At 70.8% G+C, this 24,087-nt stretch carries 18 protein-coding genes; 12 read left to right on the plus strand and 6 right to left on the minus strand.

Annotated elements, in window-relative coordinates; genetic code table 11:
* Positions 1-190 precede the first annotated feature (190 nt).
* Both ABZV06_RS30120 and ABZV06_RS30125 read right to left on the minus strand, forming a co-directional pair.
* Positions 191-886 carry a response regulator gene (locus ABZV06_RS30120; RefSeq protein ID WP_355247092.1) on the minus strand — a complete coding sequence of 232 codons (696 nt, stop codon included), beginning with the start codon at positions 884-886 and terminating at the stop codon, positions 191-193.
* Positions 883-2,466, minus strand: a complete 1,584-nt coding sequence (locus ABZV06_RS30125) for a sensor histidine kinase (RefSeq protein ID WP_355247094.1) — start codon at positions 2,464-2,466, stop codon at positions 883-885. The genes ABZV06_RS30120 and ABZV06_RS30125 overlap by 4 nt, the downstream gene beginning before the upstream one ends.
* A gap of 83 nt (positions 2,467-2,549) precedes the next feature.
* Between ABZV06_RS30125 and ABZV06_RS30130 the strand changes: the two genes are divergently transcribed.
* The 3 genes from ABZV06_RS30130 (at position 2,550) to ABZV06_RS30140 (ending at position 8,060) form a co-directional block, all read left to right on the plus strand.
* A complete protein-coding gene (locus ABZV06_RS30130) occupies positions 2,550-3,926 on the plus strand; it encodes a cation:dicarboxylase symporter family transporter (RefSeq protein ID WP_355247097.1) in 1,377 nt (458 codons plus the stop codon).
* A gap of 286 nt (positions 3,927-4,212) precedes the next feature.
* Entirely contained in the window at positions 4,213-6,363 is a 2,151-nt protein-coding gene (locus tag ABZV06_RS30135) for a serine/threonine protein kinase (RefSeq protein ID WP_355247100.1), read from the plus strand.
* 278 nt (positions 6,364-6,641) lie between these two features.
* Positions 6,642-8,060 carry an FAD-dependent oxidoreductase gene (locus tag ABZV06_RS30140; RefSeq protein ID WP_355247103.1) on the plus strand — a complete coding sequence of 473 codons (1,419 nt, stop codon included), beginning with the start codon at positions 6,642-6,644 and terminating at the stop codon, positions 8,058-8,060.
* 337 nt (positions 8,061-8,397) lie between these two features.
* On the opposite strand, the gene ABZV06_RS30145 is transcribed toward ABZV06_RS30140, so the two are convergent.
* Positions 8,398-11,526, minus strand: a complete 3,129-nt coding sequence (locus ABZV06_RS30145) for a COR domain-containing protein (protein WP_355625607.1) — start codon at positions 11,524-11,526, stop codon at positions 8,398-8,400.
* A 169-nt stretch (positions 11,527-11,695) separates the two neighbouring features.
* Between ABZV06_RS30145 and ABZV06_RS30150 the strand changes: the two genes are divergently transcribed.
* Positions 11,696-12,733 (plus strand): aminotransferase class V-fold PLP-dependent enzyme, encoded by a 1,038-nt coding sequence (locus ABZV06_RS30150; RefSeq protein ID WP_355247108.1) that lies wholly within the window; start codon positions 11,696-11,698, stop codon positions 12,731-12,733.
* A 6-nt stretch (positions 12,734-12,739) separates the two neighbouring features.
* Here ABZV06_RS30150 and ABZV06_RS30155 read toward each other — a convergent pair whose 3' ends face one another.
* The gene (locus tag ABZV06_RS30155) at positions 12,740-13,912 is read right to left on the minus strand and encodes an acyl-CoA dehydrogenase family protein (RefSeq protein WP_355247111.1); all 1,173 of its coding nucleotides are present in this window, start codon (positions 13,910-13,912) and stop codon (positions 12,740-12,742) included.
* A 98-nt stretch (positions 13,913-14,010) separates the two neighbouring features.
* On the opposite strand from ABZV06_RS30155, the gene ABZV06_RS30160 reads away from it, so the two are divergent.
* The 4 genes from ABZV06_RS30160 to ABZV06_RS30175 all read left to right on the plus strand — a co-directional run bounded on the left by ABZV06_RS30160 (position 14,011) and on the right by ABZV06_RS30175 (position 17,945).
* Positions 14,011-14,676, plus strand: a complete 666-nt coding sequence (locus tag ABZV06_RS30160) for a TetR/AcrR family transcriptional regulator C-terminal domain-containing protein (protein WP_355247114.1) — start codon at positions 14,011-14,013, stop codon at positions 14,674-14,676.
* A 100-nt stretch (positions 14,677-14,776) separates the two neighbouring features.
* On the plus strand, positions 14,777-16,231 hold the full coding sequence (locus tag ABZV06_RS30165) for an aldehyde dehydrogenase family protein (protein ID WP_355625609.1): 1,455 nt from the start codon (positions 14,777-14,779) through the stop codon (positions 16,229-16,231).
* Entirely contained in the window at positions 16,228-17,367 is a 1,140-nt protein-coding gene (locus ABZV06_RS30170; RefSeq protein WP_355247119.1) for an alcohol dehydrogenase catalytic domain-containing protein, read from the plus strand. Before ABZV06_RS30165 ends, ABZV06_RS30170 begins: the two co-directional genes overlap by 4 nt.
* A gap of 41 nt (positions 17,368-17,408) precedes the next feature.
* Positions 17,409-17,945, plus strand: coding sequence for an alpha/beta hydrolase (locus ABZV06_RS30175; RefSeq protein WP_355625611.1), 537 nt, complete (start codon positions 17,409-17,411; stop codon positions 17,943-17,945).
* Positions 17,946-17,951: 6 nt separating this feature from the next.
* Here ABZV06_RS30175 and ABZV06_RS30180 read toward each other — a convergent pair whose 3' ends face one another.
* Positions 17,952-18,698, minus strand: a complete 747-nt coding sequence (locus tag ABZV06_RS30180) for a phosphotransferase (protein WP_355247125.1) — start codon at positions 18,696-18,698, stop codon at positions 17,952-17,954.
* 112 nt (positions 18,699-18,810) lie between these two features.
* Here ABZV06_RS30180 and ABZV06_RS30185 point away from each other — a divergent pair, with 112 nt between their 5' ends.
* Both ABZV06_RS30185 and ABZV06_RS30190 read left to right on the plus strand, forming a co-directional pair.
* Positions 18,811-19,176: a PadR family transcriptional regulator gene (locus tag ABZV06_RS30185; protein ID WP_355625613.1), complete on the plus strand. Its 366-nt coding sequence runs from the start codon at positions 18,811-18,813 to the stop codon at positions 19,174-19,176.
* Complete coding sequence (locus ABZV06_RS30190) at positions 19,173-20,549, plus strand: permease prefix domain 1-containing protein (protein ID WP_355625615.1); 1,377 nt, start codon at positions 19,173-19,175, stop codon at positions 20,547-20,549. Before ABZV06_RS30185 ends, ABZV06_RS30190 begins: the two co-directional genes overlap by 4 nt.
* Before the next feature lie 122 nt (positions 20,550-20,671).
* On the opposite strand, the gene ABZV06_RS30195 is transcribed toward ABZV06_RS30190, so the two are convergent.
* Positions 20,672-21,529, minus strand: coding sequence for an SPFH domain-containing protein (locus ABZV06_RS30195; RefSeq protein ID WP_355247134.1), 858 nt, complete (start codon positions 21,527-21,529; stop codon positions 20,672-20,674).
* 151 nt (positions 21,530-21,680) lie between these two features.
* Between ABZV06_RS30195 and ABZV06_RS30200 the strand changes: the two genes are divergently transcribed.
* Together ABZV06_RS30200 and ABZV06_RS30205 are read left to right on the plus strand one after the other, a co-directional pair.
* Positions 21,681-22,334 carry a transcriptional regulator gene (locus ABZV06_RS30200; protein ID WP_355247137.1) on the plus strand — a complete coding sequence of 218 codons (654 nt, stop codon included), beginning with the start codon at positions 21,681-21,683 and terminating at the stop codon, positions 22,332-22,334.
* A gap of 121 nt (positions 22,335-22,455) precedes the next feature.
* Positions 22,456-24,024, plus strand: coding sequence for an MFS transporter (locus ABZV06_RS30205; RefSeq protein ID WP_355247140.1), 1,569 nt, complete (start codon positions 22,456-22,458; stop codon positions 24,022-24,024).
* Positions 24,025-24,087: the final 63 nt, after the last annotated feature.

Raw genomic sequence — 24,087 nt, forward strand, 5'->3', positions numbered from 1 at the left:
CTGCGCACTGTCGAGCCGTCGCCCGACGGCGGCCTGTGGCTCACGACCACGACCACCGGTGACAAGGACAGCATCCCGAACAACAGCAACGAAAAGATCCTGCACGTCACCCTCGGCAGCTGATCCGTTGTGCCCCCGCCGACCCGTCGGCGGGGGCACAACGGCATCCGCCGACGCCACCCCGGCCCGCTCAGCGGGGGCGGTACTCGACCTCGGGGCGGCCGGGGGTGCCGTAGCGGGGGGTGCGGACGGCCCGGTCGATCGTCACCAGGTACTCCAGGTAGCGACGGGCGGTCACCCGGGAGATCCCGGTCGCCGCGCTCACCTCGGTCGCCGACAACCCCGCCTCCGGGCCGGCGCCGTCGGCCAGCGCCGCGCGTACCCGGGTGAGGGTCTGGGCGTCGAGCCCCTTGGGCAGGCTGTGTCCGGCGGTGCCCCGCAGGGTGGCGAACATCCGGTCCACGTCGTGCTGGGCGGCCACCTCGCCGTCGGCGAGCGCCTGGGCGCGGTAGTCCGCGTAGCGTTCCAGCTTGTCGCGGAACGCCGCGAACGTGAACGGTTTGAGCAGGTAGTGGGTCACCCCGAGGGACACCGCGGTGCGCACCACCGCGAGGTCCCGCGCGGAGGTCACCGCGAGCACGTCGACGCTGCTGCCGGCCGCGCGCAGCGCCCGACAGACGTCCAGGCCGTGCAGGTCGGGGAGCCGAAAATCCAGGAGTACGAGGTCCACGTCGCCGCCGTCGTTGGCGCGCAGGGCCGCCATCGCCGCCCGTGCGGTGTGTGCCACCCCGACCACCGCGAACCCGGGGACCCGCCCGGTGTACGCGGCGTGCGCCTCGGCCAGCAGCGGCTCGTCCTCGACGACCAGTACCCGGATGTCGGTCATCGCGTGCCGCCGAGCGGTAGTCGGACCGTGAACAGGCTGCCGCCGTCGTCCGAGCGGGTCACCTCGGCGCTGCCGCCGTGGCGGCGCACGACCTGCCCGATCAGCGCCAGACCGAGGCCCCGCCCGGTGCTCTTGGTGGACCAGCCGCGTCGGAACGCGTCCGCCACCCGGTCCTTCGCCAGTCCTGGGCCGCTGTCGGCGACCCGGACCACCAACTCGTCGTCGACAGCGCCGACGAAGACCCGCACGGTACGCGGCGGGGGCGTACCGGCGACCGCCTCCAGGGCGTTGTCGACGAGGTTGCCGACGACGGTGAGCAGGTCGTTCGTCGGCAGCGGGCTGTCGTCGAGGCGGCAGTCCGGCTCGATCACCAGGTCCACGCCGCGCTCGCCGGCCTGTGCGGACTTGCCGAGCAGCAGCGCGGCGAGGGCCGGCTCGGTGACCGCGTCGACCACCCGGTCGGTGAGCTGCTGGGCGAGGGTCAGGTCGCGGGTGCCGAGCCGGACCGCCTCGTCGGCGCGGCCCAGCTCCACAAGCGTGAGCACGGTGTGCAGACGGTTGGCCGACTCGTGGGTCTGCGCCTGCAACGCCTCGGTCAGCGCGCGGACCGAGTCCAGCTCGCTGGCGAGGGCTCGCAGCTCGGTCTGGTCGCGCAGGGTCAGCACGGTGCCGAGCGCCGAGCCCTCGAAGCGGGCGGTTCGCTGGTTGGCCACCAGCACCCGGTCACCGGCCAGCATGGGTTCGTCGAGGGCGTCGCGGCCGGAGCCGAGCAGCTCGGCCACCGCGGGTGGCAGGTCCACGCCGGCGACCGGCTGGTCGATGACCGGCTCGTCCGCGTCCAGCCCGAGCAGCCGTCGGCCCTCGTCGTTGATCAGGGCCACCCGCCGGTCGGTTGTCAGCACGACGAGACCCTCGCGCACCGAGTGCAGGACCGCGTCGTAGTACTCGTACATCCGGGTCATCTGCGTCGGTCCGAGGCCGTGGGTCTGGCGGCGCAGGCGTCGGCTGAGCAGCCACGAACCGGTTGCGGCGAGCGCGAGCGCCGGCGCGGCGACGCCGAGGAGCACGGGAAGCTGGCGCAGCAGCTTGCGGTTGATCGCCCGGGTGGTGATGCCCACCGAGACCAGACCGATGATGCGCTGCTGCTCGTCGTACACCGGAACGACCGCGCGCACCGACTCGCCGAGCGTCCCGACGTTGGTGGTGGTGAACGGATGGCCCGCCAGGGCGGGCCCGATCTCGCCGACGAACGGCTCGCCGATCTGCCTCCGGGTGGGATGGGAGAAGCGGGTGCGGTCGGGGGCCATCACGACCACGAAGTCGGTGCCCGTGGCGTGCCGGGTCGACTCGGCGTAAGGCTGGAGGGTGCGGGCGGGGTCGGCGGTCGTGAGGGCGGCGCGGACGTCGGGGGAGTTGGCCACGGTCTGCGCCACCGCGAGCACCTCCTCCTGCGCGGCCTGGCGGGAGTCCGTGCGGGCCAGCCAGACGGCACCCGCCGCGCCGGCCAGCACGAGCAGCGTGACCACCACCGCCTGGAGCGCGAAGAGCTGCCCGGCGATGCTCCACTGGCGTCGGGCCACCTCCAACACCTCCCTGAGGTTTTCGCGGTGAACAGAATGACCGCAAGGCTGTCAACGGGTGAGACGCGCTTCACATTGTCGACATGGACACCACCGCACCCACCACCACTGCGGAGCCGCCGGCCCGCCGGGACCGTACCCGCTTTTTGTATCTGGCCGTCATCGCGGCCGTGCTCGCCGGCATCGTGGTCGGCCTGGTCGCTCCCGATTTCGGCAAGGAACTCAAGCCGATCGGCACCGGCTTCGTCAACCTGATCAAGATGATGATCAGCCCGGTCATCTTCTGCACCATCGTGCTCGGGGTCGGGTCGGTCCGGCAGGCCGCGAAGGTCGGCAAGGTCGGCGGCCTCGCCCTCGGCTACTTCCTCACCATGTCGACGGTCGCGCTCGCCATCGGCCTGGTCGTCGGCAACCTCATCCACCCCGGCTCCGGCCTGAACCTGGGCCCGGACCTCGCGGGCGCGGGCAAGGCCGCCGCCGGTGGCGAGGCCGCCGGTACGACGGAGTTCCTGCTCGGGATCATCCCGACCACGATGCTCTCCGCGCTCACCGAGGGCGAGGTGCTCCAGACGCTGCTGGTGGCGCTGCTCGTCGGCTTCGCCGTGCAGGCGATGGGTCGGCGTGGTGAACCGGTGCTCGGCGCGATCGCCGTCATCCAGCGGGTGGTGTTCAAGGTTCTTGCCATGATCATGTGGTTGGCGCCGATCGGCGCGTTCGGGGCCATGGCCGCCGTGGTCGGCGCGACCGGCATGGACGCCCTCAAGAGCCTCGCCCAGATCATGCTCGGCTTCTACGCCACCTGTCTGATCTTCGTGCTGGTGGTCCTGGGCGCGCTGCTCTGGTTCATCGCCCGGATCTCGATCTTCTCGCTGCTGCGGTACCTGGGCCGGGAGTTCCTGCTGATCCTGTCGACGTCGTCGTCGGAGTCGGCGCTGCCCCGGCTGATCGCCAAGATGGAGCACTTCGGCGTCAGCAAGCCGGTCGTCGGCATCACGGTGCCGACCGGCTACTCGTTCAACCTGGACGGCACGGCCATCTACCTGACGATGGCGTCGCTGTTCATCGCCGACGCGCTGGGCAATCCGCTCTCCATCGGCGAGCAGGTGTCGCTGCTGCTGTTCATGATCATCGCGTCGAAGGGTGCGGCGGGCGTGACCGGGGCCGGCATCGCCACGCTGGCCGGTGGCCTCCAGTCGCACCGTCCGGACCTCGTCGACGGGGTAGGGCTGATCGTCGGCATCGACCGGTTCATGTCGGAGGCCCGCGCGCTGACGAACTTCGCCGGCAACGCGGTGGCGACCGTGCTGGTGGGCACCTGGACCGGCGAGTTCGACCGGGAACGGGCGACCGCGGTGCTGCGCGGCGACGACCCGTTCGACGAGGCCACCATGCTCGACGACCACGACGACGAGCCGGCGCGGCGTCGGTCCGACGACGGGAAGGTGACCACCCCGGCCTGAGTCCGGGTCGGCGGCGAGATCGGGGTGTCCGTGTTCCAGGGAGCCCCGCCGTCGCCGCACTCGTTTCGATCACCATGAGTCCGTAGCGGGGTGGCGAGCCCTGCGCATTGACAGCCGCATATTTCGTTCATGCGTGGTGGTAATGTCACTCTAGGCGACGATAGTGAAATTGCGTCAAGGTGACATGTTTGGTTACGCGCCGACAATATTTGTGACTTACCTAACCGTTTTCTTCTCTATTGCGTCACGAATTGGGTGCGTAAACAGCGCCCGGTATCTTCCCTGAGTGCCTGACGCCTCTCGACAGTTGATTGCCGACCGTTACCGGCTGGTCCGTCCACTCGGCCAGGGTGGGATGGGCCGCGTGTGGCTCGCCCGGGACGAGATGCTCCACCGGGACGTCGCCATCAAGGAGCTGGTGGCGTCGCCCGGTCTGCCGGACGGCGAGCGCCGGGAGATGCGGGAACGGTCTATGCGCGAGGCGCGGGCGGTCGCCCGGCTGGGCCACGTCAACGTGGTACGGGTCTTCGACGTCCTGCACTCGGGCGACGACCCGTGGATCGTCATGGAACTGGTCCCGTCCCGGTCCCTGCAGGAGGTGCTCACGGCCGAGGGGTCGATGTCGGCGTCCCGTGCCGCGAGGATCGGGTTGGGCGTGCTGGCCGCGTTGCGCGCCGCGCACCGGGCCGGCGTTCTGCACCGGGACGTCAAGCCGGCCAATGTGCTGCTCGCCCACGACGGCAGAGTGGTGTTGACCGACTTCGGCCTGGCAACGCTCCCCGGCGACCCACGGATGACCCAGACCGGGATGGTGCTCGGCTCGCCGGCGTTCCTCGCCCCGGAGCGAGCCACCGACGGTACGGTGGGCCCAGCCGCGGACCTCTGGTCGCTCGGTGCCACCCTCTATGCGGCGGTCGAGGGTCGCACCCCCTACCAGCGGTCGTCATCGATCGCCACACTGGCGGCGCTCGTGACCGAGCCGCCGCCGCAAGCCCAGCGGGCCGGTCAGCTGACCCCACTGCTTGAAGGGCTACTGCGCCGGGAGCCGAACCAGCGGATCAGTGGCGAGGAGGCTGAGCGGCTGCTCCGCCAGGCCGTCAACCTGAGCGAGCAGGACGCTCCGGAGGGCAGCAACGTCGACGACCCGGTCGCTGCGGGGAATGGCGACGGCGACGGTTCGATCGCCGGGGCGGACGACATCCGTAGGGCGCTCCGGCCGGAGATCGTGCCCGGGCTGGTCACCGCCGAAGTCAGCCCGCCCGCGCCGGGAGGTGCTACCGACGTGCCCTTATCGACGGGAGGGCGCATGCGTCGGGCCCGGCTGAGCGGCGCACTGGCCGCCGGCCTACTGCTGGTGGTGCTGGTGACCGCGACGGTGCTCAACGGTGGGCTGCGCGGCGACGTGAGCGACAAGTCGGCTGCGGCACCGACCGCGAACCCGTCGGCGAGCGGCTTGTCGGAGATCAGGGCGCTGCCGCCTGCGGGTTGGCACTACTACCACGATGATCCCCGCTTTATCCTGCCGTTGCCGGACGGCTGGCAGGCACAGCGTGACGGTGGGCGGGTCGAGTTCCGTGAGCCGGACGGCAGGCGGCTGCTCGTCGTCGACGAACTCCGGCCCATCCCCGGGGACCTTCCTGGCGACCTGCGGACGAGGGAAGCGGCCGAACGCGAGCGGTACGCCGACTACCGGCAGGTGCGGCTCACTGCGCTACGTCTTCAGGTGCGGGCCGCAGAATGGGAGTGGACGTACACCGACGAGGACGGCACGCCGATGCGGGCGGTGAGTCGGGCGTTCGTCGCCCAGAACGGGCACGGCTATTCGATCCGCTGGACCACCCCGGCCGCCGAATGGTCCGCGAGCACGGACCTCTATGCGCTCATCACGGATGGCTTTGGAGGCTTGCCGGTGGTGGGCGTCCCCCGGTCTGGACCCGCCGTGGGGCCGTCCTCGGCCGCGTCCGGGAAGTCCGCGCCGGAAAGCGGCCCCGGCGCGGCGGTCGCAAGAGATCCGGCCCAGCAGTCGGCGGCCCCGTCGCAGGGCGCCACTGACCCAGGGAAGCAGATCCTCGGGTTCGCGAGCAGTCGTTGCATCGAGATTCCGGGCGGCAACGCCACGGCTGGTGTCCGACTGCAGATCGGGGACTGTAGCCGGACGGCGAAGCAGCTGTGGACTTTTCCCGGTGACGGTACGGTCCGCTCGATGGGCAAGTGCCTGGACGTCGCCGGTGGCTCCACCGCGGAGGGCGCCGCCGTTCAACTGGCTGACTGCTCTGGCGCCAGTTCGCAGAGGTTCAACCTGAACAAGGCCCACGACCTGGTCAACATCCAAACGGCCAAGTGCGTTGACGTGCTCGACGCGAACATGGACAACGGTGCCCGGCTGCAGATCTGGCAGTGCAATGGCAAAGCCAACCAGAAATGGCGGACCAGTTGAGCGCCCACGCCGTCGGCGACGGATCGGTTCTGCCCCGCTGTCGGTGACGGAGGTTTCAGTTGACCAGCGTGCATCGAAATGCGGTCCATTATAGAGCGACAACTTTATTTTTGGTTTATTCCCAGCTGGGGGCCCGTTCTCGGCCGCGATCGAGGGAAACTGTTGACAGGCGGCTTTCCCGAATCGAATAATTTCCCTGCCTTGCTGCGAGCCGCACTTGGCATCCCACTGTGCTCGACTGTTGATACCTAGTCTTTCCGGAAGGGGAGGATCGGTAGATGACCAACTACCGCAGTTCACCGCAGCTTTCAAGGCGGGGTGTTCTTGCGTCGGCGGGTGCCGGTGCGGCGGCGGCGCTGCTGGGCGCCGCTGGTCGGCCGGGGGCCGCCGAAGCAGCCTTGCCCGGTCGTGCCGGGACGCGGGTCGTGGTGATCGGCGGTGGGATCGCCGGGGTCGCCGCTGCTTGGCTGATGGATGGGTATTGCAATGTGACGCTGCTGGAGGCGGCGTCCACGCTGGGCGGTCACAACGCCACCGTCCAGCTCGACGTCGATGGCCGTCAGGTGGCCGTCGATCTCGGTGCGCAGTTCTTCGGGTCAGCCTCACACCCGATCTATCACAAACTCGTGACGTCGGTTCTGCAGTTGCCGACCGTACCGAACGCCTTGTACAACACCGTCGCGCAGTATGGGGTGCCCACCCCGGTGATGGTCTCACCCTCGGCCGGGCGTCCGATCACCGACGTGCTGCCCTACCTGCCCGGGCTGCAGGCTATTGGCGCGGTCATGGCCGGGGCAAAGGACCTGGAGACTCGCCAAGACTGGGATACCACCGTCGGCGAGTTCGTCGAGGCATTGGCCATCGATGAAACTCTGAAACAGAGCCTTGTCTATCCGTTTGTGGCGTCCGTGAATGGCGCTTCGATCCCCCAGGCCAAGGCTTTCTCGGCGCGCGCCGCGTTGGCGCTCGGAGTTCGGCCGCTTGTCGGCGACGGTGCCGAGCAACGGACGGAGTACGTCAACGCAAGGGACGGTCTGCAAGCTGTCATCGCGGCTCTCGCCGGTGAGTTCACCACCGTGACCGCGCTGACCAACTCGGCTGCCACTGGGCTTTCTCGGAACGGTGCGCTGTACCGGGTCGTCGATGCCGCAGGTCGAGTGCACGTCGCGGAGCACGTGGTGCTGGCGCTACCACCGGAGCCGGCGACGACGCTGGTCGCTCAACTACCCGGTGCCGATCCGCTCGTTCGAGCCTACCGTCGCTTCGGGTACATGCCGGCGCGGATCGTCGTGCATCGGGACCCCGTTTACATGCCGGCTGCGTCCACGGACTGGTCGTCGTTCAACATCCTGCGAGACGGCGACCACGCAGAGGCGTCGATCGCCTTCCAGCAACTGCGCGGCGACGTCACCCTCTACAAGAGTTGGGCCCTGAACCGCCGGCAGGAGCCGGAGCAACTGCTGGCGGAGACGACCTTCCGCCACCCCGTGATCACGCCGGACTTCATCCGGGCGCAGTCCGTGCTGCACAGCAGAAACGGCTGCGATGGGCTCTGGTTCGCTGGCAGTCACGTTCTCGACGTGGACAGCCAGGAGAGCGCCCTCGTCACCGCTATCCGGGTGGCCGCCAAGCTGTCTCCGCTCTCACCGAACCGCCGCCGGCTGGGCACGTTGCCGCCGTCACCGGTGATCCCCTGACCATCCGCCGAACCTCGCGTCCTGGCCGGGCAGTATGACCCTGAGGGGCTGCGGCGCGTGCGTGGCCGCGGCCCCTCAACGCGACAACCCTCTCCGGAGGCCACTCCGAGTGCCACGAATCGCCTGCCGTCGTGGATCTGGAGCATCCGGTACGACGACCAGGCTGGCCCTCGCGGTCAGCTCGTCGCCACGACGGCCGTCGCACGAAACTCCTGCGGGCGACCACGACCCGCCGATTGATCTCCCTGGCATCGTCACCGATGTCCCGGACGTGGAGTTCGCAGTAGTGGTGCCACGCGTCTGGCGCACCCACGCCGCGGACCGTGCGTCGGTCCGGTCAGGGGATGACAGGTAGGCCGCTGTGGTAGAGGTGCTCGAACTGACGGTGAACCCAAAGGATGCGGCCGTCGGGGCGGACGACCTTGCGGAGGTCGGCGATGGTGACGTCCTGGGCGCGCAACGCGACGTGCAGCGTCCGGAGGGTGGCGCCCTCGGCGATGATCGGTGACGTCGGTGCGCCCGGGATCCGCTCCGCCAGACCGGCGCTGTGGTCGCCGGCGGTGAGCTGGTTCGCGGCCTCCGCAGCGGCGTTCAACGTCTCGTTCGCCATCGCGACCTGCTCCTCGACGGCTTTCCACTGATCGTCGTTGAACTCGAGTTTGAGTTCGGCCATACCCACGCCGAGCAGAGGCTTGAGGAGCATGGTGGTGGCCCTCAGCAGCGGCACGGCCCGGACCCACCACTCGCGTGAGACGTCGATGGTGTAGACGCCGGCGTCGCGCCGACCGGGCTCGAGGACGTGGACGGGCTGGAGCGAGTGTTCGCAGTACAACGTCAGCCGCATCCGGATGGACGTCCACTGCGGATTGCGCAGGGACGCCCCGACGGGAGTGAGGGTGAACAGCCGGGGGCCGTCCGCGGCCTCGTCGTTGAGTTGCCACATCAACGCGGTCAGCTGTGCGTTCACGCTCGCGAGGTTGGCCTTGACGGTGTCGCTGAGGTCGGTGAGCCGCTTACTGAGCACGCGGACATGGCTGTCCACCAGCGCCACGCCGTCCTGTAGGAGGGCCAGCGCGTCGTCGCTGGCGCGCGAACCGCCCAACAGCGAGTCGATGGCGGGAAAGGCGTCGCACCCGGAGATGGGGCACTGCGCGACGGTCTGGCCGTGCGCGTCGCGCAACTTGATGAGCTTGTCGACGTCGAACAGGCCCGCGCCCGGCGCGGCCAGACCGCAGTCGTCACGGCAGCCGACGAGGGCGACGGTGGTCAGGCCGGGCCAGAACCGCTCGATGCAGTAGCGGATCTCGTCGGTGACCTGTCGCAGGTAGGTGACGGCGTCCGGGCCGCGCACCTGGACCTGGACACCGACATCGGTACGCACCGTGAGAAGTGCGCGGGCACCGTACCGGCTCTGCAGGACCATGCCCTGCTGCCAGTGCAGGCCCTGCAGGGAGTCGGGCTCCGTGTAGCGCTGGTGATGCAGGCGGACGATGAGGCGGTACATCAGGGAGTCGGGAATGACCACGCGGCCCGCCGGCCCCTCCGAGATGCGGCACACCTCCAGGTACTCGCGGTCGCCGGGGCGGAAGTCGACCCACGCCCTGCGCAGGTCCGGCTGTGCGACGGGAACGAGTTGCGCGATGAGGCTCACCGGCTGGGGAGAGGCGTCGAGGGAGACCTGGTACGTCAGCTCGAAGCGCCCCATGAGCGCCAGGAACAGTCGCTGCTGTTCCCTCGTGTAGACCGTGCCGTCGGGCGCCTGCGCGGCGCTCCACAGCCTCCCGAGCGTGCGGTGTTCGACGAGACCGAGGGCGTCGACGGCGTCCCGGCTGTCGAGGACGGCGGCGATCGCGACGTTGAGCCAGTCCGGTTGGAGGATCACGAACGCGGCCAGTGCGTCGTCGTCCGCGTAGTAGATCCACTTACCCAGGTGGTGGGCATTGCTGGCCAGTGTGCGGGCCTGGAAGGCGTTCAGTCCCTGCGCGGCGGCCGCCGCCTCGTAGCCGTGGTAGTCGATCACCTGCTGGCCACCGGCGCTGACCGCCTCGATCGTCCGCTGCCAGCTCGCCGGGTAGTTACGGTGCACGTGCGGGAGCGTGCCAGCGGCCACGGCGATCGCCTCCCGTAGCGCCTCCAGCCGGTCGTCCGGGACGGCACTGTCGACCTCGTGGAAACCGACGATCAGATCGCCGAAGCGCTGCCGCAGGTGTTGTCCGTCGATGGAGTCCGCCCGCGAGGACGGGCCGCCGTGGGACGCGACCACGAGGACCCGGGCGTCCGGTGCCCGGTGCGCGATCATGGCGATCCAGGATTCCACCATGCCGGCCACGACACCCGGACGTGGTTTCCAGACGACGACGTAGACCGCTGCGGCGCTGAAGAACACCTGGTGGGCCGGCTGGTACGCCTGTTGGCCGCCGAAATCCCACCCGTTCAGGGTGATCTCGCGGCCGGCGTGGCTGACCACCAGCGGTTTGATGTCCATGCCCTGCGTCTGGTGGCGATCTCGCCAGGGTTCGCCTCGCAACGCGCCGAGCAGGGAACTCTTCCCGGCCTCGCCGGCACCCACGAACAGGAGCTTGGCCTCGGAGATCGAGATCCCGTCGGTGCCGACGTCCCGCAGGAACGCCAGCAGCGCTTCCGTGCCCTCCATCTCGGCGGCCAGCACCTCGGGCGCGAGCGGATTACCGCTCACGACGAGGGTCTGCAGCTTGGCGAGCCCGCCGATCGCGTCCGGCAGAGCCGTGAGCCGGTTGCCGTCCAGGTACAGCTCGACAAGGGAGGTCCAGTGCGCGACGGCGTCCGGCAGGGCCGTGAGCTGGTTGCCTTCGAGGGTCAGGTGGGTGAGCGAGGTCCAGGTGGCGACGGCGTCGGGCAGGGTGGTGAGCCGATTGCCGTCCAGGTGCAGCACGGTGAGGGAGGTCCAGTGCGCGACGGCGTCGGGCAGGGCGGTGAGCTGGTTGTCGGCCAGCCGCAGCGCGGTGAGGGAGGTCCAGGAGGCGGACGCGGCGGGCAGGGTGGTGAGGTGGTTGCCGTCCAGGCCCAGCGCGGTGAGGGAGGTCCAGTGCGCCACGGCGTCGGGCAGGGCCGTGAGCCGGTTGCCGGCCAGCCGCAGCACGACGAGGGAGGTCCAGCCGGCGACGGCCTCGGGCAGGGCGGTGAGCCGGTTGCGGTCCAGGCCCAGCGCGGTGAGGGAGGTCCAGGCGGCCACGGCGTCCGGTAACCCGCTGAGCCTGTTGTCACTCAGGTCGAGGGATCTGAGGGAGGTCCAGGCGGCGACGGCGTCCGGCAGGGTGTCCAGGGTGTTGTCGGACAGATCGAGGACTGTCACGTGAGCGAGAGCCGGACTGTCGCGGAGCAGCTCGGCCAGGTCGCCACTGGTGAGGCCGAGACCGCCGAGCTTGACATGCCCGTCGGTGGCGGCAGCTATGCGGTGCCGGGCCTCGACAATCGCACCGTCGTCCATGTCGAAAAGCGTAGTCCCTTGTGCACAATCGGTATCCACGGCCACGTCTGCCGGCGCCACCGCCTCCGCGCCGCGCCGTCTCCGGCCACGGCCGGGCAGACCCACCGACAGGCCGCCGATCGCCGATTGGCCGTCGCTCACCTGCGGTAACCCGCCTAGCGTCGGTGCCATGGAGATCGCGCAGGCGCAGCAGTTGTGGAAGCCGGAGCCCGGCTGGTTGAACACCGCCTCCTACGGGCTGCCGCCCGAGCCGGCCTGGACGGCGTTGCAGGACTCCCTCGCCCAGTGGCGGGTCGGCAGCACGTCCTGGGAGGGCTGGGGAGAGTCGGTGCAGCGGGCCCGGACGGCGTTCGCCGGCCTGATCGGGGTGCCCGACGCCGACGTGGCCGTCGGGGCGACGGTCTCCCAGATGCTCGCGCCGGTGGCGGCGTCCCTGCCGGCCGGCGCCACCGTTGTCGTTCCGGAGATCGAGTTCACCTCGAACCTGTTCCCCTGGCTGGTGCAGCAGGAGCGGGGCGTGACGGTCCGCACGGTGCCGGCGGACCGGCTGGCCGACGCGGTCGACGCCGACACGGACGTGGTCGCGTTCAGCCTGGTGCAGTCGTCCGACGGCGCCGTCGCCGCGTACGACGAGATCGTGGCCGCGGCCCAGGCGCACGGCGCGCTGGTGGTGGTGGACGCGACCCAGGCGTGCGGGTGGCTGCCGTTCGACGGCAGCCGGGCCGACGTGGTGGCCGTGGGCGGCTACAAGTGGCTGATGAACCCGCGCGGCACCGCGTACGCCTATCTCGCCCCCGCGCTGCGCGAGCGCCTGCGCCCCGACGCGGCCGGCTGGTACGCGGGCGGCGACCCGCACGCCTCCTACTACGGGCCGCCGCTACGGCTGGCCGACGACGCCCGCCGGTTCGACATCTCACCGGCCTGGTTCAGCTGGGTGGGCGCCGCCCCCGCCATGGAACTGGTCGCCGAGATCGGCGTGCCGGCGATCCAGACGCACGACGTGGCGCTGGCCAACCGGTTCCTGACCGGCCTGGGCCGGCAGCCGGGGGACAGCGCCATCGTCGCCGTCGACGTGCCGGACGCCCAGCAGCGCCTCGCGGCGGCCGGCATCCGCGCGGCGGTCCGGGCCGGCCGGGTCCGCGCCTCGTTCCACCTCTACTCGACCGAGGCGGACGTGGACGCCGCCCTGGAGGCGCTGGCGGGGTGACGCGGCTCAGGCCAGGTGACCGCCGATCTTCGTGTACCCGCGCAGCAGGTCACGGGAGATGATCAGCCGCTGCATCTCGTCGGTGCCCTCGAAGATGCGGTAGAGCCGGACCTGCCGGTACCAGCGCTCGATGGGCAGCTCCCGGGTGTAGCCCATGCCGCCGTGGATCTGGAGCACCCGGTCGACGACCCGGTTGACCATTCCGGCGCCGTAGAGCTTGCCCATCGACGACGCGTGCCGGGGGTCGAGGCCCTGATCGACGGTCCACGCCGAGCGCAGCACCAGCCAGCGGGCCGCCTCCAACTCGGTCTCCGAGTCGGCGATCATCCACTGGATGGCCTGGTTGGTGCCGATCTTCGCGCCGAACGTCTCCCGGGTGTTGGCGTACTCGATGGCCATCTGCAACACCCGCTCGGCGATGCCGATGGCGTGCGACGGGATGGTGTACCGGCCCTTGCCGATCCACTCCATGCCGAGGGTGAAGCCCTGCCCGATCTCGCCGAGGATGTTGCGGTGCGGCACGCGTACGCCGTCGAAGATCAGTGACGCCGGCCCGCCCTCGCCCATGGTCTGGATGAACTCGGAGCGCCAGCCCATCGCCCGGTCCACCAGGAACGCGGTCGCGCCGCCGTTGCGGGCGCCCTTCTCCCGGTCGGTCACCGCGACGACGATGGCGAAGTCGGCGTCGTGACCGCCGGTGATGAAGGTCTTCTCGCCGTCGAGGATCCAGTCGTCGCCGTCGCGGCGGGCGGAGAGCCGGATGTTGGCGGCGTCCGAGCCGGCCCCCGGCTCGGTGATCGCGAAGCAGGAACGGCGCTCGCCCTCGATCGTCGGGATGAGGAACTCCCGCTTCTGCTCCTCGGTCGCGTGGAACAGGATGTTGTCGGCCTCGCCGCCGAAGCGGAACGGCACGAACGTGTGGCCCAGCTCCGTCCAGATCAGTGACTGGAGGACGGCCGGCAGGTTCATCCCGCCGTACTCCTCGGGGGTCGCGAGGCCCCAGAAGCCGAACTTGCGCGCCTTGAGTTGCAGCTCGCGTACCTCGGAGTGGTCCAGGCTCGGCTGGTGCGCCCGCTCCCGGCGGAGAACCTCCGTTTCCAGCGGCATCACCTCGCGTTGGATGAACGACCGGGCGGTGTCCCGCACCGCCCGCTCCTCGTCGGTGAGCGAAAAGTCCACGATCGTCCTCCTGGCGTCGGCGTGGCCGGTCACCATTAAACTAGCGGTGTAAGTTTTGATGCGTCCAGACCCCATCGCCCAGACCGACGAGGAGCGCAGTGCCCCGACCCCGCCAGCCCCGGCTCACCCGGCAGCTGATCGTCGAGACAGCCACCGCGCTGATCGACGCCGAGGGCCTGCCCGCCTTCTCCACCCGCCGGCTCGCCGCCGCGCTCGGAGTGCAGGGGCCCTCGCTCTACAACCACTTCGCCACCAAGGACGAGATCCTCGACGCGGTCGCCGACGGGGTCACCGGCACCGTCGACACCAGCGGATTCGTCAGCCGGGACTGGGTCGCCGCTTCGCGTGACTGGGCGTGGTCGTACCGGCGGGCGCTCACCGCGCACCCGAACATCGTGCCGTACCTGGCGCAGGGCCCGGGTCGACGACCGGCCGCCCTCGCCATGGCGGACGCGGTCTACGGTGGCCTCGTCCGCGCCGGCTGGCCGCCGGCCCGGGCCACCCACATCGGCGCGGCGCTGCGCTACTTCGTGGCCGGGTCGGCGCTCGGCTCGTTCGCCCGCGGGTTCGTCGAGGACCCCGAGCTGTACGCCGCGCACTATCCGCACCTGCGCCAGGCGCACCGGCTCGCCGAGCACCAGCAGAGCGTGGACGAGGGTGCCTTCGCTCTCGGCCTGGACGCGCTGCTGCACGGCCTGGTCGCCGAGTACGACCGCACCGTCGGCCCCCTCGGCACTGTGGAGTCTGGCCAGCCCAGCGGGTAGCGTCCAAACTCCCAGCGCTAGTTTAGCCGCCACCGCCCGCCGCACATCCCACCACCGATCCCGGTCGCCATCGCCCGTCGCCCACCCTCGAAGGGACGCCATGGACCTCGCCGCCCCGCCGTCACCGCTGCCCGACCTCCTGCGCCTCCGGCGCCACGTGCACATCGGCGGCGACTGGACGCCTCCCGCCGGCACCGACGTGATCGAGGTGGAGAGCCCGAGCACCGGCGACATCGTCGGGCAGGTGCCCGCCGGTACGGCGGCCGACGTGGACGCCGCCGTCGCCGCCGCCCGCGCCGCCTTCGCGGGCTGGGCGGCCACCGCGCCCGCCGAACGCTCCGCTCACCTCGACCGGCTGTACACGGCCCTCGCCGCCCGCGCCGACGACCTCGCCCACGCCATCGCCGTGGAGCAGGGCTCGCCGCTCAAGCTCGCCACCCGCGTGCAGGTCGGACTCCCGCTGACCGTGCTGCGCGACCACGTGGCGCTCGCCGCCCGCCCACCGGTCGAGGAGACCATCGGCAACTCCCTCGTCGTCCGCGAGCCGATCGGCGTGGTGGGCGCGATCACCCCCTGGAACTACCCCCTGCACCAGGTGATGGCGAAGGTGGCGCCCGCGCTCGCCGCCGGATGCACGGTCGTGCTCAAGCCCAGCGAGCTGACCCCGCTGACCGCGTACCTGCTCTTCGACGCGGTCAGCGAGGCCGGCCTGCCGCCGGGTGTGCTCAACCTGGTGCCCGGCACCGGCGCGGTCGTCGGTGAGGCCCTGGCCGGACACCCCGACGTCGACCTCGTCTCGTTCACCGGCAGCACCGCCACCGGCACCCGGATCATGCGCAGCGCCGCCGACCGGATCGCCCGCGTCGCGCTGGAGCTGGGCGGCAAGTCCGCCAACGTGATCCTCGGTGACGCCGACCTGGCCGCCGCGGTCAAGGTGGGCGTGGGCAACGCCCTGCTCAACTCCGGTCAGACCTGCACGGCGTGGACCAGGATGCTGGTGCACCGCGACCGGTACGACGAGGCGCTCGACCTGATCGCGAAAGCGGTGGCCGGCTACCGGCTCGGCGACCCGTTCGACCCGACCACCCGGCTCGGCCCGCTGGTCTCCGCCGCCCAGGCCAAGCGGGTACGCGGTCACGTCGACCGGGCGCTCGCCGACGGCGCGCGGCTGGTCGTCGGTGGCCCGGACGCCCCGGTCCCGGCGCGCGGTCACTTCGTCGCCCCGACCGTCTTCGCCGACGTGCACCCGGACAGCGCGCTCGCCCAGGAGGAGGTCTTCGGTCCCGTCCTCGCCGTCATCCCCTTCGACGACACCGACGAGGCCGTGGCCATCGCCAACAACTCGCGCTACGGGCTGGCCGGCGCGGTCTGGTCCGCCGACACCGAGGCGGCGCTCGCGGTGGCGCGACGCCTGCGAACCGGGGCCGTCGACATCAACGGCGCGCCGTTCAACCCGCTCGCCCCCTTCGGCGGCTACAAGCAGTCCGGCCTCGGCCGGGAGTTGGGCACGCACGGGCTCGCCGAGTTCTGCGAGCTGAAGGCGATCCAGCGATGACCGGTCCCGAGCTGTCCCCGGCCGCGCCGGGAGGTGTCGAGTCGGCGTCCGCGCCGGTCGTCGTTCGCGCGCTGGTCGCGCGCGGGCCCGGCGCCGAGCTTCGGGTCGAGCGGGTACGTCTGCCCGCCCCCGGCCCCGGCGAGGTGCGGGTGACGATCCGGGCGGCCGGTGTCTGCCACTCCGACCTGTCCATGGTCAACGGCACCATCGCCGCGAGGTTTCCGCTGGTCCTCGGGCACGAGGCGACCGGGGTGGTGGCCGAGGTCGGGCCGGGCAGCCGGCTCGCGATCGGCACACCGGTGGTGCTGAACTGGGCGCCGGCCTGCCGGGCCTGCTGGTGGTGTCAACGCGGCGAGCCGTGGCTCTGCGCCGACACGACGGCCCCGACCGTGCCGCGTGGCGAGACTGAGGACGGGGTCCCGCTGCACCTGACGCTCGGTCTCGGCGCGCTCGCCGAGGCGGTGGTGGTGCCGGAGAGCGCTGTCGTCCCGATCCCCGCCGGGTTGCCGCCCGAGCAGGCCGCGCTGCTCGGCTGCGCGGTGCTCACCGGCCTCGGCGCGGTCCGGACCACCGCCCGGGTCGCGCCCGGTGAGTCGGTAGCTGTCGTCGGGCTCGGCGGGGTCGGCCTGGCCGTGCTGGCCGCGGCCCGCCGGGCCGGTGCCACGACGATCCTGGCCATCGACGTCGCCGAGGCGAAACGGGACCTGGCCCTCGCGGCCGGGGCGACCGACTTCCTGCTCTCCGACGACCGGCTCTCCAAGGAGGTACGGGCGCGCACCGAGAGCCGTGGCGTCGACCACGCCTTCGAGTGCGTCGGTCGGGCCGCCACCATCCGGGCGGCCTGGCGACTCACCCGTCGTGGGGGCGGGGTCACCGTGGTCGGCATGGGCGCCAAGGACGACATGGTCAGCCTCGGCGCGCTCGACATCTTCCACTCCGCCCGTACGCTGCGCTCCTCGGTGTACGGCTCGTCCGACCCGGACCGGGAGGTGCCGGTGCTGGCCGGCGAGCTGGCCGACGGCACGCTGGACCTGGGTGTGCTGGTCAGCGGCACGATGTCGCTGGACGAGGCGCCGGTCGCGTTCGACCGCTTGGCGCGGGGAGAGGGCGCCCGCTGGGTCGTCACGCTGGACTGACTCGTGGTGTGATCACGATGTCGACCCTGAGGAGGAGAACTGTGGGGCGCAGCGCGATCATCTTCCACGGGACCGGTGGTAGCCCGGACGTCGCCTGGTACCGCTGGTTGGCGGGGCGGCTGGAGGCCCGGGGTTACGGGGTCGAGGTGCCGCATCTCCCGGGCATCAACGTCGAGCCGATCGCGACGTTCCTGCCGACGGTGCTGGCCGGGCGCCACGTCGACGAGAACACCGTTCTGGTGGGCCACTCCGGCGGCGCGGCACTGCTCCTGGCGCTGCTGGAGCATGTCGAGGTGACCGTGGCCCAGGCGGTCCTGGTCGCCGGCTACTGCACCCGGCCCAACACCAGCGAGGAACCGGTTCTGCAGGAGCGCTACGACTGGGAAGCGATCCGGTCGCACGTGCGGGACATCTACTTCGTCAACTCGCGTGAGGACCCGTACGGCTGCGACGACCGGCAGGGACGGGCGATGTTCGAGCGGCTCGGCGGCACCCAGATCGTGCGGGACGACGGCCACTTCGGCGACTACGACCAGCCGTACGAGCGGTTCGAGCTGCTCGACCGACTCATCCCCTGACGCTTGTCACATCCGCGCCCGCAGCACGTCGACCTCGCAGCCGGGCGCCGACGGGTCGAAGCCGTGCTCGGTCAGCCAACGGATCACCACCAGGCTGCGCCACGACCACCACGCCCGGATCACGTCGAGGTCCACGTCGTCCCCGTAGCCGGCGACGACGTCGCCGAGGTGCTCCTCGTGCCCGAGAGTCAGAATGGCGAGGTCGAACAGGGCGTCGCCCCGGCTCGCCTCGGACCAGTCGAGCACGCCGGTGATCTCGTCACCGTCGACGAACACGTGGTCCGCCTGGAGGTCGCCGTGGGTGAACACCGGTGTCCACGGTCGGAGCGCCGTCTCGGCGATGTGACGGTTGCGGGTGACCAGGTCGGTGGGGAGAGCGCCGTTCGCGACGAGCCATGCGCACTCACGGTCGAGCCGCGTGGCCAGTTCGTCGAGGCTGCGACCGGGCCAGGGCGGCAGCGGCGCGTCGTGCAGCGTCCGTACGGCGGCGCCCGCCGCGGCCCACGCCGTCGCCGGCGCGGTCGACGGTTCACCGAGGCGGCCGAGCGCCCGCCCGCGTAGGGCGGCGAGCGCGAGCACGGGCGGGTTGCGCCACAGGACCTCCGGGGTCGGCACGGGTGCCAGCGCCATCGCCGCCACCTCGACGTCCACGTGATCCGGATCGGCGTCGATCTTGAGGAACATGTCGCCGACGCGCACGGTCGCCCGCTCCTGGTGGGCGACGACGACCTCGATCTCCGGCACGTCGGCCATTCTCGCGGGATCGACCGCCGAGTCCCCACTGGTTTTCGCGCCGGAGTCGTTGCAGCGGTGGAATGCCTAGCACTACTATGCATCGTACTTCTAGGTAAGAGCGGGAGGTTCCGTGAAGGTCGCCAAGGACCTGGTCGCGGCGTCGGCGACGCCGATGGTGCTCGGCATCCTGACCGAGGGTGAGAGCTACGGGTACGCCATCCTGCGGCGGATAAACGAGTTGTCCGGAGGTGAGCTGGACTGGACCGAGGGGCTGCTCTATCCGCTGCTGCACCGGCTCGAGCGTCTCGCCTTCGTGGAGTCGAGCTGGCAGGCGGTCGCCAGCGAGCGCAGGCGCAAGTACTACCGCATCACCGACCGGGGCCGGGCCGAGTTGGCCGAGCAGCGCCGACAGTGGGACACGGTCGTGGGCGCGCTCAAGGAGGTCTGGCACGACCGGATGCCCCTGCCCGCGCGTCCGCTGGAGGGTCTCGCGTGACGGCGTACGACGGTCCGCGGGAGTTGGAGGCGCAGGTCGCGCAGTGGCGTCAGTACGTGCTGCGGCGCGGGACGCTGAGCCCGGCCGACGTCGACGAGCTCGAAGATCACCTGCGCGGCTCGGTCGACGCGCTCGTCGCGGCGGGTCTCAGCTCCGACGAGGCGTTCCTGGTCGCGGTCAAGCGGATGGGCAGCCTCGACGAACTGTCTCGGGAGTTCGCCCGGGAACATTCGGAACGGCTGTGGAAGCAGCTCGTGCTGACCGGTGACTCCGGCGACCCGGCCGCCGGTGCGCGCTCCCGCCGGGACCTCTGGATCATGTTCAGCGCGGCGGTCGGCGCGGTGGCCTCGGTCAAGGTGCCCGCGCTGTTCGGGCTGACCTTCGACGACGACGGATCGTTCTACACGCGTAACGTCACCCTGTTCGCGCTGCCCTGGCTGGCGGCGTTCCTCGCCTGGCGTCGGCGAGCGCGGCCGGTGGTGATCGCGGTGCTGGTGGCGTTGTTCGCCCTCGGCGCGGTGGCGGCCAACGTCTACCCCCTGGCGGGCGACTCGCAGTCCATTGTCGTCACCAGCGTCCACCTGCCGATCGCGCTGTGGCTCGTGGTGGGTCTGGCCTACGTCGCGGACGACTGGCGTTCCACACGTCGACGCATGGACTTCATCCGCTTCACCGGCGAGTGGTTCATCTACTTCGTGCTGATGGCCCTTGGCGGCGGAGTGCTCGCCGCGTTCCTGTTCGCCACCTTCCGGGCCATCGGGATCCTCCCGGAGGCGTTCGTCTCGCAGTGGCTCCTGCCCTGCGGCGCGGCGGCCGCGGTCGTGGTGGCCGGGTGGCTCGTCGAGGCCAAGCAGAGTGTCGTCGAGAACATCGCGCCGGTCCTCACGCGGCTGTTCACCCCGCTGTTCACGGCCGCGCTCCTCGCCTTCCTCGTCGCCGTCGTGTGGACCAGTCACGGCATCGACGTCGAGCGCGAGGCGCTGATCCTGTTCGACCTGCTGCTGGTCGTGGTGTTGGGGCTGCTGCTCTACTCGCTCTCGGCTCGCGATCCGCTTGCCCCGCCCGGCGCGTTCGACAAGCTCCAACTCGCGCTCGTGGTCAGCGCGCTGGCCATCGACGTACTGGTGCTCTTCGAGATCACCGGACGCATCACCGACGACTACGGCGGCACGCCCAACCGGGCGGCGGCGCTCGGTGAGAACGTGGTCCTGCTGGTCAACCTCGCGTGGTCGGCCTGGCTCCTGCTGAGCTTCGTCCGTCGGCGGACACCGTTCGCGGCGCTCGAACGCTGGCAGACCGGTTACCTGCCGGTGTACGCCGTCTGGGCCTGGATCGTGGTCCTCGTCTTCCCGCCGCTGTTCCACTACGCCTAGCCGAGCAGGTCCGGTCACCGCGGCCGGGGGCGGTTGCGGTGCTGAGCGGTATACCGCAGAGGAATATTCCTCTGAGGTATACCGCTCCTGGGCACATTCGCCTGGCCGGCCCGGCGGCCGCGTCACTTACCGGTGACGATGCCGGGGTTGATGCACAGGCCCGGGTTGGCGCCGTTCTTCTCGGCGATCTCCAGGCAGCGGGTCACCTTGTCGACCTTCGCGTTGGTCTCGGTGATCTGCTTGGAGATCTCGGCGTTCTTGCGGTCCTGCTCCAGGTTGCGGGTCTGCGCCAGCTTGTCCTGGAACGCCTTGATGTTGCCCTCGGTCTTGTCGTCGTGGTTGACCCGCGTGATGGTCACCGACAGGATGTCGACGTCGGTGGCGAGGCGGTTCTCGCCGCTGGTCTTGATGTTCGCCGCGAACGGCTTGAGGTCCACGTTCAGGTCACCGGTCCGCGCGTCGATCTTCTCCAACGGGTTGTACGCGGCGAACGCGTCGTTGACCGCGCTGTCGAGCTGCACGCCCACCCGCTGTCCCCGGAAGCTGTCGAAGTCGCCCTTGTAGTCCATGAACTGCTTGGGCGCGTTCTCCGGCTTGACCTGCCACTCGATGAGCACCTCGACGCAGGCGTCGGCGAGTGTCCCCGTGCGTACCCGGACGCAGTTGTCGCCGCCGATGTGGTCGTACTTCTGTCGGCCCGCGTCCCACTCGCCGACCTTCTGCCAGGGGGCCACCCACTTCAGGCCGGAGCCGGTCACCTCGCCGGTGGGCTTGCCGAAGCTGGTCACGATGCCGACCGAGCGGATGGGCACCGAGTGGGCGCTGGAGGCGAGGCCGACCAGCAGGGTGAGGGCGACGAAGCCGAGTGCGGCGAGGGCGGCCACCCGCTTGAGTGACCGCGCGGGGGCGACGAGTGCCAGGACGGCGCAGACGGCCAGGGCGACGGCGAAGACGATCGCCATGGTGAAGCCGACAGGCATGGGATGGAGGGCCTTCCGCTGGGCTGTGTGGATCATCAATCTAGGAGGTCGGGTCAAGTCGGGCCGCGCCGGTAAATTCCGCGCCGGGCGCATCCGCCGCGCCCACTCGCGGCGAACCCCGGGTAGAGAACACCTATCCGGGGGTACGCCTGTGCTGACCGATCCGATGCCGGCCGACGCCGTGCAGACCGCGCTCAAGCGGGTCTCGCTGGCGGCCGAGGACCTGGACGGTAACCGTGTCGCCTCGCTGATGCTGGAGCTGGCCGCCGAGTGGGGCGTGCCGGCGCTCTGGGAGCAGGTCTGCCAGCCACTGCTGGCGCGCCTGCCGGGGCGCGACGCCGCCGAGATCGCCGTGGAACACGCCCTGTCCGAGGGCGTCCGGGTGGGGCTGGACGTCCACCGCCGGCAACCCGGGCGGTCCCTGCCGACCGGTGGGGTGCTGCTCGCCGGCGCCGACCGGGAGGCGCACTCGCTCGGCCTGCACGCCCTTGCCGCAGCCCTGCGGGAGCGGGGGCGCGGCTGCCTGCACCTGGGGTCCGCGCTGCCGTGGCCCGCGCTGACGAGCGCCGTGCGCCGGGCGCGTCCGTACACCGTCGTGCTGTGGTCGCAGACGCCGGTGACCGGCCGCGCGTACCGTCTGGTGCGCTTCGCCCGGGATTTTTCCCACCTGCGGGTGTACGGCGCCGGACCGGGCTGGATCGAACCCCTCGCCGCGCCCGCAGGCCACCTGGGCGCGCTGCCGGCAGCCGTCGACGTCTGCCTGGCCGAGCCGGAGCCGGCGGAGTGGCGGCACGCGGAGACGTGACGCGGACCACTTGCGATACGAAACAGTTCCGTATCGTTAATGGCGGTCGTACTCTGGTCGCCGTTACGAGTCTGGCCCGTATCGTATTGCTGAGCGGGTGCAACCGGGGGGAGAACCGGGCATGGAGCTGCACGACAACACAGGACACCCGAGGAGGTGGGCGATCCTGGGGGTGCTGGTGATCAGCCTCCTCGTCGTCGTCCTCGACAACACGATCCTCAACGTCGCCCTGCGCACGCTGGCCGACCCGGTGCACGGCCTCGGGGCCAGCCAGGGCGAGCTGGAATGGGCCATCAACTCCTACACGCTGGTCTTCGCCGGCCTGCTGTTCACCTTCGGGGTGCTCGGCGACCGCGCCGGCCGCAAGCGCTTCCTCATGATCGGGCTGGCGCTGTTCGGCCTGGCGTCGCTGCTCTCCGCGTACGCCGACAGCCCCGCGCAGCTCATCGCGGCCCGCGCCCTGATGGGGGTCGGCGGCGCGGCCATCATGCCGGTGACGCTCTCGATCATCTCCAACGTCTTCGACCCGCGTGAGCGCGGCCGGGCCATCGGCGTCTGGGCCGGCGCGGTCGGCCTGGCGGTGGCGATCGGCCCGATCCTCGGCGGCACGCTGCTGGAGCACTTCTGGTGGGGCTCGGTCTTCCTGATCAACGTCCCGGTGGTCGTCGCCGGCGTGATCCTGGTGGCGCTGCTCGTCCCCGAGTCGCGTGACCCGCGTCCCGGCCGCGTCGACCTGCTCGGCGTGCTGCTCTCCGTGGTCGGCCTGATCGCCCTCTCCTACGGCATCATCGACGGCGGCGAGCACGGCTTCGACCGCCCGGTGGCCTGGGGTTCGATCGTGGTGGGTCTCGCCGTGCTGGCCTGGTTCGTGCGGCACGAGCTCCGCTCCGACCACCCGTCGCTGGACGTCCGGCTGTTCAAGGTGCCGCGCTTCGCCGCGCCGGTGGCCATCGTCGGCCTGGTGTTCTTCGCCGCGATGGGCGTGATGTTCTTCAGCTCGTTCTACCTGCAGCTGGTCCGCGACTACAGCCCGCTGCAGACCGGTCTGCTCTTCCTGCCCTTCGCCGGCGCCCAGCTGGTCTTCGCACCGCGCAGCGCGGCGATGGTCCGCCGCTACGGCGGCCGGGCGGTCGCCGCCGTGGGGCTGGGGCTGACCGTGGTGGCGCTGGCCGCGTTCGCCTTCATCGGCGCGTCCACCCCGATCTGGGTCGTGCTGGTCGTGTTCTTCATCCAGGGCGTCGGGATGGCCAACATCATGCCGCCGGCCACCGAGTCCATCATGTCGGCGCTGCCCCGTGAAAAGGCTGGCGTGGGCTCCGCGGTGAGCAACACCGTCCGTCAGGTGGCCGGCGCGCTCGGCGTGGCGGTCCTCGGCTCGGTGCTCAGCGCGGTCTACCGCAGCGACGTGGGTGACGCGCTGACCGGCCTGCCCGCGCAGGCGCAGGACGCGGCCAACGAGTCGATCTCCGGGGCATACGCGGCCGCCGGACGACTCGGACCGGCGGCTCCCACGCTGATCTCGGCAGCCAACGACGCCTTCGTCACCGCCATGCACTGGGCGGCGGCACTGTCCGCGATCGTCGCGGCCCTCGGCATGCTGGTGGTGCTGCGCTGGATGCCGGGTCGCGACGCGCTTGCTCCGGCGTCGGCGGCTCCCGCCGCCGAGCCCGAGTTGGCTGGGACGGCCTAGGTTCCGGGACAATGTCCGACATGACGTCCACCGCCGATGCTCCGCGGTCGCCCGGGCGACCGC

Origin of the sequence: Micromonospora sp. NPDC005172 (assembly GCF_040608555.1) — a bacterium.
Taxonomy (GTDB): Bacteria; Actinomycetota; Actinomycetes; order Mycobacteriales; family Micromonosporaceae; genus Micromonospora.